Origin of the sequence: Clavibacter zhangzhiyongii (genome assembly GCF_014775655.1) — a bacterium.
In the GTDB taxonomy this organism is placed as follows: Bacteria; Actinomycetota; Actinomycetes; order Actinomycetales; family Microbacteriaceae; genus Clavibacter; species Clavibacter zhangzhiyongii.
The window spans coordinates 2,727,209-2,740,708 of the sequence record NZ_CP061274.1 but is presented as its reverse complement, the minus strand read 5'-3'; the positions used below and the strand labels follow the sequence as shown (position 1 = coordinate 2,740,708).

The window sequence follows — 13,500 nt, the reverse complement described above, 5'->3', positions numbered from 1 at the left end:
GCCTCAATGGCACGTCTAGCAGGCGTCGACCTCCCGCGCGACAAGCGCGTGGAGATCGCACTCACGTACATCTACGGCGTCGGCCGCACCTCGAGCGTCAAGACCCTCGAGGACACCGGCATCGACAAGAACATCCGCGTCAAGGACCTGAGCGACGACCAGCTCATCGCCCTGCGCGACTACATCGACGGGAACTTCAAGGTGGAGGGCGACCTCCGCCGCGAGGTCGCCGCCGACATCCGCCGCAAGGTCGAGATCGGCAGCTACGAGGGCATCCGCCACCGCCGCGGCCTCCCTGTCCACGGGCAGCGCACGAAGACCAACGCTCGCACCCGCAAGGGCCCGAAGCGCACCGTAGCCGGCAAGAAGAAGGCGCGCTAGGCCCCGGCCAGCGCCCTCGCCACCCGTAGACACAGGAGATCTCCATGGCAGCACCCAAGTCGGCCGTTCGCAAGCCGCGCCGCAAGGACAAGAAGAACATCGCCGTGGGCCAGGCCCACATCAAGAGCACCTTCAACAACACCATCGTCTCGATCACGGACCCCACCGGTGCCGTCATCAGCTGGGCGTCCTCGGGCGTCGTCGGCTACAACGGCTCGCGCAAGTCGACGCCGTTCGCCGCGCAGCTCGCCGCCGAGTCGGCCGCCCGCCAGGCGCAGGAGCACGGCATGAAGAAGGTCGACGTGTTCGTCAAGGGACCCGGCTCCGGCCGTGAGACCGCGATCCGCTCGCTCCAGGCCGCCGGCCTCGAGGTGGGCTCGATCAACGACGTCACCCCGCAGGCGCACAACGGCTGCCGCCCGCCCAAGCGCCGCCGCGTCTAGCTCGCGCTGATCGGCCGCTGCCGTCCCGCTCCGCAAGGACGGGACGGCGTCGGCCGATCCGCCGTGTGTCCGTTCGACCAATTCACTACCCGCCCGGGCCGCCACCCGGGGGGCATCGCAGGCGTCATATAGCGGACGCCTCGCCGAAAGGAAACAACACAGTGCTCATTGCGCAGCGCCCCACCCTCACCGAGGAGCAGATCTCGGAGTTCCGCTCGCGGTTCGTCATCGAGCCGCTCGAGCCCGGCTTCGGCTACACGCTCGGCAACTCGCTCCGCCGCACGCTCCTCTCGTCCATCCCCGGCGCGGCCGTCACCAGCATCCGGATCGACGGCGTGCTGCACGAGTTCAGCACCGTCCCCGGCGTGAAGGAGGACGTGACCGAGATCATCCTCAACATCAAGGGCCTCGTCGTCTCCAGCGAGCACGACGAGCCGATCACCGCGTACCTGCGCAAGCAGGGTGCGGGCCAGGTCACGGCCGCCGACATCTCCGCTCCCGCGGGCGTCGAGATCCACAACCCCGAGCTCGTCATCGCCACGCTCAACGAGAAGGCGAAGTTCGAGCTGGAGCTGACGATCGAGCGCGGCCGCGGCTACGTCTCCGCGACCCAGAACCGCAGCGAGTTCAGCGAGGCCGGCCAGATCCCGGTCGACTCGATCTACTCGCCCGTGCTCAAGGTCACCTACCGCGTCGAGGCCACCCGCGCCGGCGAGCGCACCGACTTCGACCGCCTCGTGGTCGACGTCGAGACGAAGTCGGCCATCACGCCCCGCGACGCGATCGCGTCGGCCGGCCGCACGCTGACCGAGCTCTTCGGCCTGGCGCGCGAGCTCAACACGGCCGCCGAGGGCATCGAGATCGGCCCCGCGCCGGTCGACGCCGTCCTCAGCTCCGAGCTGTCGATGCCCATCGAGGACCTCGACCTCTCGGTGCGCTCGTACAACTGCCTCAAGCGCGAGGGCATCAACAACGTCAGCGAGCTCGTCGCCCTCTCGGAGACGCAGCTCATGAACATCCGCAACTTCGGACAGAAGTCGGTGGATGAGGTCAAGGACAAGCTGGTCGAGCTGGGTCTGTCGCTGAAGGACGCCGTCCCCGGCTTCGACGGCGCGCACTACTACAGCTACGACGAGGACGAGACCACCACCAACTGACCCGTCCGGCCCCGGCCCGACTTCTTTTCGACCATTACGGAGACATAGACCATGCCCAAGCCCACCAAGGGTCCCCGCCTCGGAGGCGGCCCGGCGCACGAGCGCCTCATGCTCGCGAACCTCGCCCAGAGCCTCTTCGAGCACAAGTCCATCAAGACGACCGAGACGAAGGCCAAGCGCCTCCGTCCCGTCGCCGAGCGCCTCGTGACGTTCGCCAAGCGCGGCGACCTGCACGCCCGCCGCCGCGTCATGGGGATCATCCCCTCGAAGAGCGTCGTCCACGAGCTCTTCACGGAGATCGCGCCCCTCGTCGCCGAGCGCGACGGCGGCTACACCCGCATCACCAAGCTCGGCTTCCGCAAGGGCGACAACGCCCCCATGGTGCAGATCGAGCTCGTGCTCGAGCCCGTGACCCCGAAGGTCCGCTCCACGCGCACCGCGACCACGACGGCTCCGGCCGCCGCGGCCCCGGTCGCCGAGGCGCCCGCGGAGGAGGCGGAGGTCCCCGTCGAGGAGACCGACGCCGTCGAGCACACCGACGGCACGCCCGCCGAGTCGCCCGACGAGGTCGCCGCCGAGGTCGAGGCCGACGCCGCGGAGAAGTCCGACAAGTAGCACCCGCACCGTCCAAGAGCCCCCGCCGCCCTGCGCGACGGGGGCTCTCGTGCGTCCGACCGCCGGCCGAGGAGACGCCGTCAGCGCCCCGGTACCCTGGACGGATGACCGACAGCAGCACGACCATGCCGGACGACGCATCCACCACCGCCCCGATCCCGCTCCCCGAGGGCCCCGACGGCATCACCTGGCGCGCCATGTCGCTCGACGACGTCGACGCGCTCGTGGAGCTGCAGAGCGCCATCGCCGACGCCGACCACCCGGAGTACCGGGCGGCGCGCGAGGAGATCGAGATGGCGCTCGGCTTCTCCTACGTCGACGTGGCGCGTGACGGGATCGTCGCGGTCGACGCCGACGGCCGCCTCGCCGCGGAAGGCCACGCGATCGTGAAGCCCGACGACGAGTCCGTCGTCCGCGCCGACATCTCGGGCGGCGTCCGGCCCGACCTCCGCCGCACCGGCATCGGCGCGCGCCTCCTCGACTGGCAGGTCGCGCGCGCCACCGCGAAGCTCGCCACCGCGCAGCCCGCCGAGCACGTCGAGGGTCCCGTCCCGACGCGCATGACCACCGAGACGCAGGCCGACTCCGCTGGCGCCGCGGCGCTGCTCGCGTCGCGCGGCTTCACGGTCAGCCGCTACTTCATCGAGATGCACCGCGACCTCGCCGCCGACCTCCCCGAGGTCCCCGTCCCGGAGGGGCTGCGCCTCGTCCCCGTGACGCGGGAGTGGTGGGAGCGCACCCGTCAGGCCAAGAACGAGGTGTTCCGCGACCACTGGGGATCCGAGCCCGTCAGCGTCGAGCGGTGGGACGCCTTCCTGTCGCTGCCGACCGCGCGCGGCGACCTGTCCGTCATCGCGGTGACGGGCGACGACGAGGACGCGGTCGTCGCGGGCTTCGCCATGGCCGAGGTGTCCCCGGACGACTGGGAGGCCGCGGGCTACACCTCGGGCTACATCGGCCTCGTCGGCGTGCGCCGCGAGTTCCGCGGGCGCCGGCTCGCGCAGGCGCTCCTGTCGGCGTCGCTCGCGGGCTTCCGCGCCGAGGGACTGCAGCGCGCGGTGCTCGACGTGGACTCCGACAGCCCCACAGGCGCGCTCGACCTCTACGAGCACCTCGGCTTCACGCAGGCCAGCCGCACCGCCGTGCACGAGCGCGAGGTCGGCACGACCCGTCCGCGGTCGACCCCGGAGCGATGAGCGGATCCGCCCGATGAGCGGCTCCGCCTCGTGAGCGGGGACGGCGGCGCGCGCGTCCGCCTCGACGTCGCCTACGACGGCACCGGGTTCGCGGGCTGGGCCAAGCAGCCCGGCCTGCGCACGGTGCAGGGCGTCCTCGAGGACGCCCTCGCGCAGCTGCTCGCCCGCACGCCGCCCGCCCCGACCCTGGTCGTCGCGGGTCGCACGGACGCGGGCGTGCACGCGACCGGGCAGGTCGCGCACCTGGACCTCTCGGACGCGCAGGTCGCGTCCCTCGACCGCCCGCCCCGCGGCCGCGCGGCGGAGGCGGCCGCGGGGGAGGCGCCGCACGAGCCCTCCGTGGAGCGCGCCGCTCCCGCCCTGGCCCGCCGGCTGAACGGCGTCCTCGGCGCGCGCTCCGACGTGGTGGTGCTGGCGTGCGCCCCCGCGCCCGACGGCTTCGACGCGCGCTTCTCCGCCACCTGGCGGGCGTACCGCTACCGGATCGCCGACGCCTCGGGCCCGCGCGACCCGCTCCAGCGGCACCGCACGGTCGAGGTCCCCATGGCCCTCGACGCCGACGTGCTGCAGCAGGCGGCCGACGCGCTGCTCGGCCTCCACGACTTCGCGGCGTACTGCAAGCCCCGGGAGGGCGCATCCACCATCCGCACGCTGCAGGAGCTGACCTGGACGCGGACAGCCGACGGCGCCCTCGAGGCCGTGGTGCGCGCCGACGCGTTCTGCCACAGCATGGTCCGGGCGCTCGTCGGCGCGTGCGTCGCGGCGGCGTCGGGCCGGGCCACGGTGGCGCGGCTCCGCGAGCTGCTCGAGGTGCGCGAGCGCACGAGCGAGTTCACCGTGATGCCCGCCCGCGGCCTCGTGCTCGAGCGGGTCGGCTACCCGGCCGACGAGGAGCTCGAGGCGCGCAACGCGATCACCCGCAACCGGCGCGGGGCGCACGAGGTGGATTCGCTCGCCGCGAGCGCCGAGGAGGCCGCGAGCGACCTCGCACGGATGGCCGACACGCCCGGGATTGCCTGATCCGCTCCGATCGCGTACTCTGAACCGGTTGTCTGCACGCCTGCGTGCGACGACGTACAAGGTTGAGCCCTCCACCGGATGCGTTCTCGTCAGAACGCCCACGGAGCGGGATCCACGACCATCTCACCTCGAAAAGAAGGCAGTCAGATCAATGACGCGCACCTATTCCCCCAAGGCCAGTGAGGTCCAGCACGACTGGGTCGTCATCGACGCCACGGACATCGTCCTCGGCCGTCTCGCCAGCCACGCCGCCACGCTCCTGCGCGGCAAGCACAAGGCCACGTTCGCCCCCCACATGGACATGGGCGACTTCGTCATCATCGTCAACGCCGAGAAGGTGGCGCTCACGGGCCAGAAGCTCGAGAAGAAGCTGGCCTACCGCCACTCCGGCTACCCGGGCGGCCTCACGGCCACCACCTACGTCGAGATGCTCGAGAAGCACCCGACGCGCGCGGTCGAGAAGGCCATCCGCGGCATGCTGCCGAAGAACTCGCTGGGTGCGGCGCAGCTGAAGAAGCTCAAGGTCTACGCGGGCCCCGAGCACCCCCACGCTGCTCAGCAGCCCACCCCGTACACCCTCGGCCAGGTCGCTCAGTAGCTCCGGCTGCCGACAGCGACGACCAAAGACCTCAGAAGGAATCGAACCCAGTGGCTCAGATCTCAGACTCCCTCGACGTGGCTCCCGAGAGCTTCTCGACCGAGACCCCGAACGAGGAGGCCCCCAAGGCCCCCCGCGCGGTCCTCAACGTGTCCGGCGGCGCCGTCGGACGACGCAAGCAGGCCATCGCCCGCGTGCGCCTCGTCCCCGGCTCCGGCTCGATCACGGTCAACGGCCGTGAGTTCGCGGACTACTTCCCCAACAAGCTGCACCAGCAGCTCGTGAACGACCCGTTCAAGGTGCTCGACCTCCTCGGCAGCTACGACGTCGTCGCGCGCATCTCCGGCGGCGGCCCCTCCGGCCAGGCCGGCGCCCTGCGCCTCGGCATCGCCCGCGCCCTCAACGAGATCGACGAGGAGAACAACCGCGCCGTGCTGAAGAAGAACGGCTTCCTCAGCCGCGACGCGCGCGTCAAGGAGCGCAAGAAGGCCGGACTCAAGAAGGCCCGCAAGGCGCCCCAGTTCTCGAAGCGCTAAGGCGCTCGGGCACACCGGCAGCCATGCCCCGGCTCTTCGGCACGGACGGCGTCCGCGGACTCGCCAACGGCGAGACCATCACCGCGGACCTCGCCCTGCGCCTGGCCCAGGCCGCCGCGCATGTGCTCGGCCAGGACGCCCGGGACTCCGGACGACGACCCGTCGCGGTCGTCGCCCGGGATCCCCGGGTGTCCGGCGAGTTCATCGCGGCGGCCGTGGCCGCCGGCCTCGCGAGCTCCGGCGTCGACGTGTTCGACGCCGGGGTCATCCCGACGCCGGCCACGGCGTACCTCATCGCGGACTTCGACGCCGACTTCGGCGTGATGATCTCCGCGTCGCACAACCCCGCACCCGACAACGGGATCAAGTTCTTCGCCGCGGGCGGACGGAAGCTCGCCGACGAGCTCGAGGACCGCATCGAGGCGCAGCTCAGCGAGCCCGTCCTGCTCCCCACGGGAGCCGACGTCGGCCGCATCCGCCGCTTCGCCGACGCCGAGGACCGCTACGTCCTCCACCTGCTCGGCGCGCTGCAGCACCGGCTCGACGGGATCCACGTGGTCCTCGACTGCGCGCACGGCGCCGCCGCCGGCATCAGCCCCGAGGTCTTCACCGACGCGGGTGCCCGCGTCACCGTCATCGGCAACGACCCCGACGGCATGAACATCAACGACCGGGTCGGGTCCACGCACCTCGACCTGCTCGCCGAGGCCGTCCTCCGGCACGGCGCCGACGTGGGCATCGCGCACGACGGCGACGCCGACCGCTGCCTCGCGGTCGACCACACGGGCGCCGTCATCGACGGCGACCAGATCATGGCCGTGCTCGCGCTCTCCATGGCCCGCCGCGGGCTCCTCGCCGAGCGCACCCTCGTGGCCACGGTCATGAGCAACCTCGGCCTCCGCATCGCGATGGCCGAGAACGACATCACCGTGCTGCAGACGCGCGTCGGCGACCGCTACGTGCTCGAGGCCATGAACGAGGGCGGCTACTCCCTCGGCGGCGAGCAGTCCGGCCACCTCGTCATCGCGGAGCACGCGACGACCGGCGACGGGATCCTCACGGGCATCCAGCTGCTCGGCGAGATGGCCGCGACCGGCAAGAGCCTCCAGGAGCTCGCCTCGGTCATGACCGTCTACCCGCAGGTGATGATCAACGTCCGCGGCGTCGACCGCGAGCGCGTCGGCGACGACGCCGAGCTGAACGCCGCGGTCGCGCGCGCGGAGGCGGAGCTCGGCGACACCGGCCGCATCCTCATGCGCGCATCGGGCACCGAGCCGATGATCCGCGTGATGGTCGAGGCCGCCGACCAGGCGACCGCCGAGCGTCACGCCGAGGAGCTCGCCGCGTTGGTCACGGAGCGCCTCGCCATCTAGCGGCTGGCCATCTGGCGCGTCGCCGTCGGGCGGACCCGGCCGGCCTCAGAGCTTGCGGAGCGCCACGCTCGTGACCGAGTGGTCCGGGCCCTTGCGCAGCACGAGCGTCGCCCGCGACCGGGTCGGGCGGATGTTCTGCTCGAGGTTCGGCTCGTTGATGCTCGACCAGATCCGCCGCGCGTGCGCCACCGCCTCGTCGCGGCTGAGGTCCGCGTAGCGGTGGAAGTAGGAGCGCGGGTTGCTGAAGGCGCCCTGCTGGAGGCTCAGGAACCGCTCCTCGTACCACTGCGCGATGTCGTGCGTGCGGGCGTCGACGTAGATCGAGAAGTCGAAGAGGTCGCTGACCGCGAGCTTCGCGCCCGACGCGGCCGGCTGCAGCACGTTGAGGCCCTCGATGATCAGCACGTCCGGCTGCCGGACCACGACCTCGGCGCCCGGCACGATGTCGTACGCGAGGTGCGAGTAGAACGGCGCGCGCACCTCGGGCACGCCGCTCTTCACCTGGGTGACGAACCGCAGGAGCGCCCGCCGGTCGTACGACTCGGGGAAGCCCTTCCGCTCCATCAGGCCGCGGCGCTCGAGCTCGGCGTTCGGGTGCAGGAAGCCGTCCGTGGTCACGAGCTCGACGCGCGGGGTGTCGTCCCAGCGCGCCAGCATCTCGCGCAGCAGGCGCGCGACGGTCGACTTGCCGACGGCCACGGATCCGGCGACGCCGATGACGAACGGCGTGCTCTTGGCGCGCTCGCCGAGGAACGCGCTCGTCTCGCGGTGCAGCTTCTTGGTGCCGGAGACGTAGAGGTTGAGCAGCCGGCTGAGCGGGAGGTAGACGTCCTCCACCTCGCGCATGTCGAGCCGGTCGCCGATGCCGCGCAGCTGCACGAGCTCGGTCTCGCGGAGCGGGAGCTGCGTGGCCGGGGCGAGGGCGGCCCAGTCGGCGCGGGCGATCTCCACGAAGGGGGAGACGTGGGCGTGGCTCGTCGGGGATCCCGTCGCGGTGTCTGGCATGTCCCATCGATCCTACGGGCGGGTCGGCCGGTCGGCGGGGCGCGCCCGGCGCACGGGCCGCGCAGGGGATCCGGGATCGCCGACGGTAAACTCGGGCCCCATGTGCGGAATCGTGGGTTACGTCGGTGAGGCCAGGAGCCTCGAGGTCCTCCTCGGAGGGCTGCGGAGGCTGGAGTACCGCGGGTACGACTCCGCGGGGGTCGCGGTGCTCGACGCCGACGGCACGCTGGGGGTCCGCAAGCGCGCCGGCAAGCTCGACCGGCTCCTCGAGGACCTCGAGGCGTCGCCGCTGCCGAACGGATCCACCGGCATCGGCCACACGCGCTGGGCGACGCACGGCGGTCCCACCGACCGCAACGCGCACCCGCACCTCGGCGACGAGGGCAGGCTCGCGCTCATCCACAACGGCATCATCGAGAACTTCGCGGAGCTCAAGGACGACCTCCTCGCTGACGGCTACGAGTTCCACAGCGACACCGACACCGAGGTCGCGGCCCAGCTGCTCGGCCGCGAGTACGGCATCACGCAGGACCTCGAGCAGGCGTTCCGCAACACCGTGAGCCGGCTCGAGGGCGCGTTCACGCTCCTCGCCGTTCACCGCGACCAGCCCGGCCTCGTGGTCGGCGCCCGCCGCAACTCCCCGCTCGTCATCGGCCTCGGCGAGGGCGAGAACTTCCTCGGATCCGACGTCGCCGCGTTCGTGGAGTTCACGCGCCGCGCGGTCGCGATCGGCCAGGACCAGATGGTCGCCATCCGGCCCGACTCTGTCACCGTCACCGACTTCCACGGCGCGCCCGTCGAGACGCACGAGTTCGAGATCGCCTGGGACGCCTCCGCCAGCGAGAAGGGCGGCTGGTCGAGCTTCATGGCGAAGGAGATCAGCGAGGGCCCGGACGCGGTGGCGAACACGCTCCGCGGCCGCATCGTCGACGGCGTCGTGGTGCTGCCCGACCTCGACGCGATCGGCGAGGTCGACCTCGCGGACATCTCGCGCATCGTCATCGTCGCGTGCGGCACGGCCGCGTACTCGGGGATCCTCGGCAAGTACGCCCTCGAGAAGTGGGCGCGCGTCCCCGTCGAGGTGGAGCTCGCGCACGAGTTCCGCTACCGCGACCCGGTGCTCGACGCGACCACGCTCGTCATCTCCATCAGCCAGTCCGGCGAGACCATGGACACGCTCCTCGCCGTCCGGTACGCCCGCGAGGCCGGCGCGCGCGTCCTCTCCATCTGCAACACGCAGGGCGCGACCATCCCGCGCGAGTCGGAGGCCGTCGTCTACACGCACGCCGGACCCGAGGTCGCCGTCGCGTCGACCAAGGCGTTCGTCGCGCAGGTCGCGGCGCTGTACCTGTTCGGGCTGCACCTCGCGCGCATCCGCGGCACGCTGTCGGCCGAGGAGATCGTCGAGAACACCGAGGAGCTGCTCGCGATCCCGGAGAAGCTCGCCACCGTGGTGGAGCAGGGCGAGACCATCCGCCAGCTCGCCAAGTGGATGGCCGACACCCGCGCGGTGCTCTTCCTCGGCCGCAACGTCGGCTACCCGGTCGCGCTGGAAGGCGCGCTGAAGCTCAAGGAGCTCGCCTACATCCACGCGGAGGGCTTCGCCGCGGGCGAGCTCAAGCACGGGCCCATCGCGCTCATCGAGCCGGGCCAGCCCGTGTTCGTCATCGTGCCGAGCCCCACGCACCAGCTCGCGCTGCACAAGAAGGTCATCTCCAACATCGAGGAGATCCGCGCGCGCGGCGCCCGGGTCATCGCGATCGCCGAGCAGGGCGACGCGTTCGTGCTGCCGCACGCCGACGAGGTCATCCCGATCCCGCTCGCGGCGCCGCTGTTCGAGCCGCTGCTCGCGGTCACGCCGCTCCAGATCTTCGCGATGGAGCTCGCGGCGGCCAAGGGCCTCGACGTCGACCAGCCGCGCAACCTGGCGAAGTCCGTCACGGTCGAGTGACCGGCCGCGCGTGATCAGGGGCATCGGCGTCGACGTGGTCGACGTGGCGCGCTTCGCCCGCAGCGCCGAGCGGACGCCGGGCCTCGTGCCGCGCCTGTTCGCGCCGGCCGAGCGGTCCCTGCCCGCGCGCTCGCTGGCGGCGCGGTTCGCCGCGAAGGAGGCGCTGATCAAGGCGCTCGGCGGTCCCGGCGGCATCAGCTGGCAGGACATGGAGGTCGTGCGCGACGCCCACGGCGACCCGTCCCTCGTGGTGCGCGGGGCCGTCGCGGCCGTCGCCTCCGAGCGGGGCGTGACGCGGATCCACCTGAGCATGAGCCACGACGCGGGGCTCGCGACCGCGTTCGTGGTGGCCGAGGGGGAGGGCGCATGACCGACGAGGCGACCGTCCAGGTCCCCGCGGCCCTCCGCCGCGAGGCGCGCATCGACACCGGGGCGATCTCCGCGAACGTCCGCACCCTGCGCGCCGCCACGGGCGCGCCGCTCGTGATGGCGGTCGTCAAGGCCGACGGCTACGGGCACGGCGCGCTCGCGTCGGCGCGCGCGGCGCTCGCCGGCGGCGCCGACCGGCTCGGGGTGGTCGACATCCGCGAGGCGCTCGCGCTGCGGGCCGCCGGCGTCGAGGCGCCGATCCTCACGTGGATGCACGCTCCCGGCGCCGACTACGCGACCGCGATCGCGCACGACATCGACCTCGGCCTCAGCAGCCTCCGCCAGGTGCGCGAGGCCGCCGACGCCGCACGCCGCCTCGGCCGTCCCGCGGTCGTGCACCTCAAGGTCGACACCGGCCTCGGCCGCAACGGCGTCACGGCGGCCGAGTGGCCGGGCGTCGTCGCGGAGGTCGCGCGGCTGGTCGGCGAGGGCGCGATCCGCCTCGACGGCGTCTTCAGCCACCTCGCCAACGCGGGCGCCGACGAGGACCAGGCGCAGGTGCGGGCGTTCCACGCGGCCGTCGACGTGGTGCGCGCCGCCGGGCTCGAGCCGGGCATCCGCCACCTCGCCGCCACCGCCGGCGCCCTGCGCGTGCCCGAGGCGCGCCTCGACATGGTGCGCCTCGGCATCGGGATCTACGGCATCTCGCCGCTCGACGGCGTCACGTCCGCCGACCTCGGCCTCGTGCCCGCCATGACCCTGGTCGGCAGCGTCGTCGCGGTGAAGCGCGTGCCCGCCGACACGGGCGTCTCCTACGGCTACACGTACCGCACCGCCCGCGCCACGACCCTCGCGCTCGTCTCGCTCGGCTTCGCCGACGGCGTCCCGCGGCTCGCGAGCAACCGCGCGCCCGTCGCGATCCACGGGGCGCGCTTCCGCGTGAGCGGCCGGATCGCCATGGACCAGTTCGTGGTCGACGTGGGCGACGGCGTCGTCGACGGCCGGCCCGTGGCGGTGGGCGACGACGCCGTGCTGTTCGGGGATCCCGCCGCCGGCGCCCCCTCCGTGGAGGAGTGGGCCGAGGCCACCGGCACCATCGGCTACGAGATCGTCACGCGCGTCGCCGGCCGCGTCACCCGGAGGCACTCCGCATGACCGACCCCGCATCCGCCGCCGTCGCCCCGGCCGGCCCCGTCGCGCCCGGCCGCCGCGCCGTGATCGACCTCGACGCGATCCGCCACAACGTCCGCGCGCTCGCCGCGCTCGCCGCCCCCGCCCGCACGATGGTCGCTGTGAAGGCCGACGCGTACGGGCACGGCGCCCTGCAGGTCGCGCGCGCCGCCCTCGAAGCCGGCGCCGAGAGCCTCGCGGTGCTCGACGTCGCGTCCGCGGTCGAGCTCCGCCGGGCCGGCGTCGACGCCCGGCTCCTCGCCTGGCTGCACGGGGTCGACACCGACTTCCGCGTCGCGGTCGAGGAGGGCATCGACCTCGGGGTCTCGGCGCTGTGGGAGCTGGAGCGCATCGCGGCCGCGGGGCGCGCCACGGGGATCCGCGCGCGCGTGCACCTCAAGGCCGACACGGGCCTCAGCCGCAACGGCGCCACGCCCGAGCTCTGGCCCGACCTCGTGCGCGCGGCCGTCGCCGCCGACGCCGGCGGCGAGCTGACGCTGCACGCGCTCTGGTCGCACCTCGCCGACGCCTCGCCCGAGGACGACGACGCCGCGCTCGCCCGCTTCCACGAGGCGGTCCGCGTGGCCGAGGAGCTGGGCGCGCGCCCGGCCGAGAAGCACCTCGCGGCGAGCTCGGCGGGGATCCGCCTGCCCGCCGCGCACTTCGACATGGTGCGCTTCGGCATCGCGGTCTACGGCATCTCGCCGTTCGACGACCGCTCCGGCCGCGACCTCGGGCTCATCCCCGCGATGACGCTCGAGGCCGACGTGGTCTCCGTCAAGCGCGTCGAGGCCGGGCACGGGGTCTCGTACGGGCTTGACCACCGCACCGACGGTCCGTCGACGCTCGCGCTCGTGCCGGTCGGGTACGCCGACGGGATCCCGCGCATCGCCGGCCCCCGCGCCTCCGTCCTGCTGAACGGCCGCCGCTTCCCGGTCGCCGGCCGCATCGCCATGGACCAGCTCGTGCTCGACGTGGGCGACCTGCCCGTCGAGGTCGGCGACACCGCCGTGATCCTCGGCCCGGGCGACCGCGGCGAGCCCACCGCCGAGGACTGGGCCGGCTGGGCCGAGACCATCGGCGACGAGATCGTGACGCGCGTGGGCCCGCGGGTGGTGCGGATCCACCTGCACGAGCGCGCGACCGCCGACGAGCGCGCGACCGCCGCAGCCGATGAGATCCTCTCCGACGAGCTCGTCCCCGTCCCCACCCCCGACGACATGGAGGAGCTCGGCCGCGCCTTCGCGCGCGAGCTCGGCGCGGGAGACCTCGTCGTGCTCTCGGGCCCGCTCGGCGCGGGCAAAACCACGTTCACGCGCGGCCTCGGCGAGGGCCTCGGCGTCCGCGGCCCCGTCACGAGCCCCACCTTCGTGCTCGCGCGCACCCACCCGAGCCTCGTCGACGGCCCGCCGCTCGTGCACGTCGACGCCTACCGCCTGGCCGACGCCCGTGAGCTCGACGACCTCGACATCGACTTCGCGCGCTCCGTCGTCGTGGTCGAGTGGGGCCAGGGCAAGCTCGACGGCATCGCGGAGGAGTGGTGGGACCTCGCGATCGCGCGGCCCACGGGCGCCGGCGACGCGGACGTCGAGGACGGCGCCGACGAGCCGGATCCGGACGCCGCCCCCGAGGAGCCCCGCACGGTCCGCATCCGGCGGCTCCGCGCGCGCCCCCGCGCCTAGACTC

At 73.0% G+C, this 13,500-nt stretch carries 14 protein-coding genes; 13 read left to right on the top strand and 1 reads right to left on the bottom strand.

The genetic code is table 11. The annotated features are described in order from the left end of the window. Window positions 1–6: 6 nt before the first annotated feature. From rpsM to glmM, 9 genes are all read left to right on the top strand, one after another. Window positions 7–381 carry a 30S ribosomal protein S13 gene (gene rpsM, locus H9X71_RS12890; RefSeq protein WP_015491172.1) on the top strand — a complete coding sequence of 125 codons (375 nt, stop codon included), beginning with the start codon at window positions 7–9 and terminating at the stop codon, window positions 379–381. A 44-nt stretch (window positions 382–425) separates the two neighbouring features. Next, window positions 426–824, top strand: a complete 399-nt coding sequence (rpsK, locus tag H9X71_RS12885; protein WP_012039274.1) for a 30S ribosomal protein S11 — start codon at window positions 426–428, stop codon at window positions 822–824. A gap of 161 nt (window positions 825–985) precedes the next feature. After that, the gene (locus H9X71_RS12880) at window positions 986–1,981 is read left to right on the top strand and encodes a DNA-directed RNA polymerase subunit alpha (RefSeq protein WP_043668849.1); all 996 of its coding nucleotides are present in this window, start codon (window positions 986–988) and stop codon (window positions 1,979–1,981) included. Between the two features lie 51 nt (window positions 1,982–2,032). Beyond that, complete coding sequence (rplQ, locus tag H9X71_RS12875) at window positions 2,033–2,596, top strand: 50S ribosomal protein L17 (protein WP_191147447.1); 564 nt, start codon at window positions 2,033–2,035, stop codon at window positions 2,594–2,596. 104 nt (window positions 2,597–2,700) lie between these two features. Beyond that, window positions 2,701–3,792: a GNAT family N-acetyltransferase gene (locus tag H9X71_RS12870; RefSeq protein WP_244961625.1), complete on the top strand. Its 1,092-nt coding sequence runs from the start codon at window positions 2,701–2,703 to the stop codon at window positions 3,790–3,792. A gap of 30 nt (window positions 3,793–3,822) precedes the next feature. After that, the gene (gene truA / locus H9X71_RS12865; RefSeq protein WP_191147446.1) at window positions 3,823–4,812 is read left to right on the top strand and encodes a tRNA pseudouridine(38-40) synthase TruA; all 990 of its coding nucleotides are present in this window, start codon (window positions 3,823–3,825) and stop codon (window positions 4,810–4,812) included. Window positions 4,813–4,963: 151 nt separating this feature from the next. Further along, the gene (gene rplM, locus H9X71_RS12860) at window positions 4,964–5,410 is read left to right on the top strand and encodes a 50S ribosomal protein L13 (RefSeq protein ID WP_191147445.1); all 447 of its coding nucleotides are present in this window, start codon (window positions 4,964–4,966) and stop codon (window positions 5,408–5,410) included. 50 nt (window positions 5,411–5,460) lie between these two features. Then, window positions 5,461–5,946 carry a 30S ribosomal protein S9 gene (gene rpsI / locus H9X71_RS12855; protein ID WP_012039268.1) on the top strand — a complete coding sequence of 162 codons (486 nt, stop codon included), beginning with the start codon at window positions 5,461–5,463 and terminating at the stop codon, window positions 5,944–5,946. Window positions 5,947–5,969: 23 nt separating this feature from the next. After that, window positions 5,970–7,319 carry a phosphoglucosamine mutase gene (gene glmM, locus H9X71_RS12850; protein ID WP_191147444.1) on the top strand — a complete coding sequence of 450 codons (1,350 nt, stop codon included), beginning with the start codon at window positions 5,970–5,972 and terminating at the stop codon, window positions 7,317–7,319. A 45-nt stretch (window positions 7,320–7,364) separates the two neighbouring features. Here the strand turns inward: glmM and coaA are convergent, their stop codons facing one another. After that, window positions 7,365–8,324: a type I pantothenate kinase gene (gene coaA, locus H9X71_RS12845; protein WP_191147443.1), complete on the bottom strand. Its 960-nt coding sequence runs from the start codon at window positions 8,322–8,324 to the stop codon at window positions 7,365–7,367. 100 nt (window positions 8,325–8,424) lie between these two features. Here coaA and glmS point away from each other — a divergent pair, with 100 nt between their 5' ends. Genes glmS through alr (H9X71_RS12825) form a run of 4 tightly spaced genes read left to right on the top strand, consistent with a single transcriptional unit; the run spans window position 8,425 to window position 13,496 of the window. Continuing rightward, window positions 8,425–10,275, top strand: a complete 1,851-nt coding sequence (gene glmS / locus H9X71_RS12840) for a glutamine--fructose-6-phosphate transaminase (isomerizing) (protein ID WP_191147442.1) — start codon at window positions 8,425–8,427, stop codon at window positions 10,273–10,275. Window positions 10,276–10,285: 10 nt separating this feature from the next. Beyond that, window positions 10,286–10,645 (top strand): holo-ACP synthase, encoded by a 360-nt coding sequence (locus H9X71_RS12835; RefSeq protein ID WP_191147441.1) that lies wholly within the window; start codon window positions 10,286–10,288, stop codon window positions 10,643–10,645. Further along, window positions 10,642–11,799, top strand: coding sequence for an alanine racemase (gene alr / locus H9X71_RS12830; protein WP_191147440.1), 1,158 nt, complete (start codon window positions 10,642–10,644; stop codon window positions 11,797–11,799). The genes H9X71_RS12835 and alr (H9X71_RS12830) overlap by 4 nt, the downstream gene beginning before the upstream one ends. Then, the gene (gene alr, locus H9X71_RS12825) at window positions 11,796–13,496 is read left to right on the top strand and encodes an alanine racemase (RefSeq protein ID WP_191147439.1); all 1,701 of its coding nucleotides are present in this window, start codon (window positions 11,796–11,798) and stop codon (window positions 13,494–13,496) included. The genes alr (H9X71_RS12830) and alr (H9X71_RS12825) overlap by 4 nt, the downstream gene beginning before the upstream one ends. Window positions 13,497–13,500 lie beyond the last annotated feature (4 nt).

Excerpts from the sequence above, each read along its gene's own strand:
- coaA (WP_191147443.1), bottom strand. The coding sequence starts at position 8,324 with ATGCCAGACACCGCGACGGGATCCCCGACGAGCCACGCCCACGTCTCC.
- rplM (WP_191147445.1), top strand. The coding sequence starts at position 4,964 with ATGACGCGCACCTATTCCCCCAAGGCCAGTGAGGTCCAGCACGACTGG.
- rplQ (WP_191147447.1), top strand. The coding sequence starts at position 2,033 with ATGCCCAAGCCCACCAAGGGTCCCCGCCTCGGAGGCGGCCCGGCGCAC.
- alr (WP_191147439.1), top strand. The coding sequence starts at position 11,796 with ATGACCGACCCCGCATCCGCCGCCGTCGCCCCGGCCGGCCCCGTCGCG.
- glmS (WP_191147442.1), top strand. The coding sequence starts at position 8,425 with ATGTGCGGAATCGTGGGTTACGTCGGTGAGGCCAGGAGCCTCGAGGTC.
- alr (WP_191147440.1), top strand. The coding sequence starts at position 10,642 with ATGACCGACGAGGCGACCGTCCAGGTCCCCGCGGCCCTCCGCCGCGAG.
- H9X71_RS12870 (WP_244961625.1), top strand. The coding sequence starts at position 2,701 with ATGACCGACAGCAGCACGACCATGCCGGACGACGCATCCACCACCGCC.
- glmM (WP_191147444.1), top strand. The coding sequence starts at position 5,970 with ATGCCCCGGCTCTTCGGCACGGACGGCGTCCGCGGACTCGCCAACGGC.
- rpsK (WP_012039274.1), top strand. The coding sequence starts at position 426 with ATGGCAGCACCCAAGTCGGCCGTTCGCAAGCCGCGCCGCAAGGACAAG.
- rpsM (WP_015491172.1), top strand. The coding sequence starts at position 7 with ATGGCACGTCTAGCAGGCGTCGACCTCCCGCGCGACAAGCGCGTGGAG.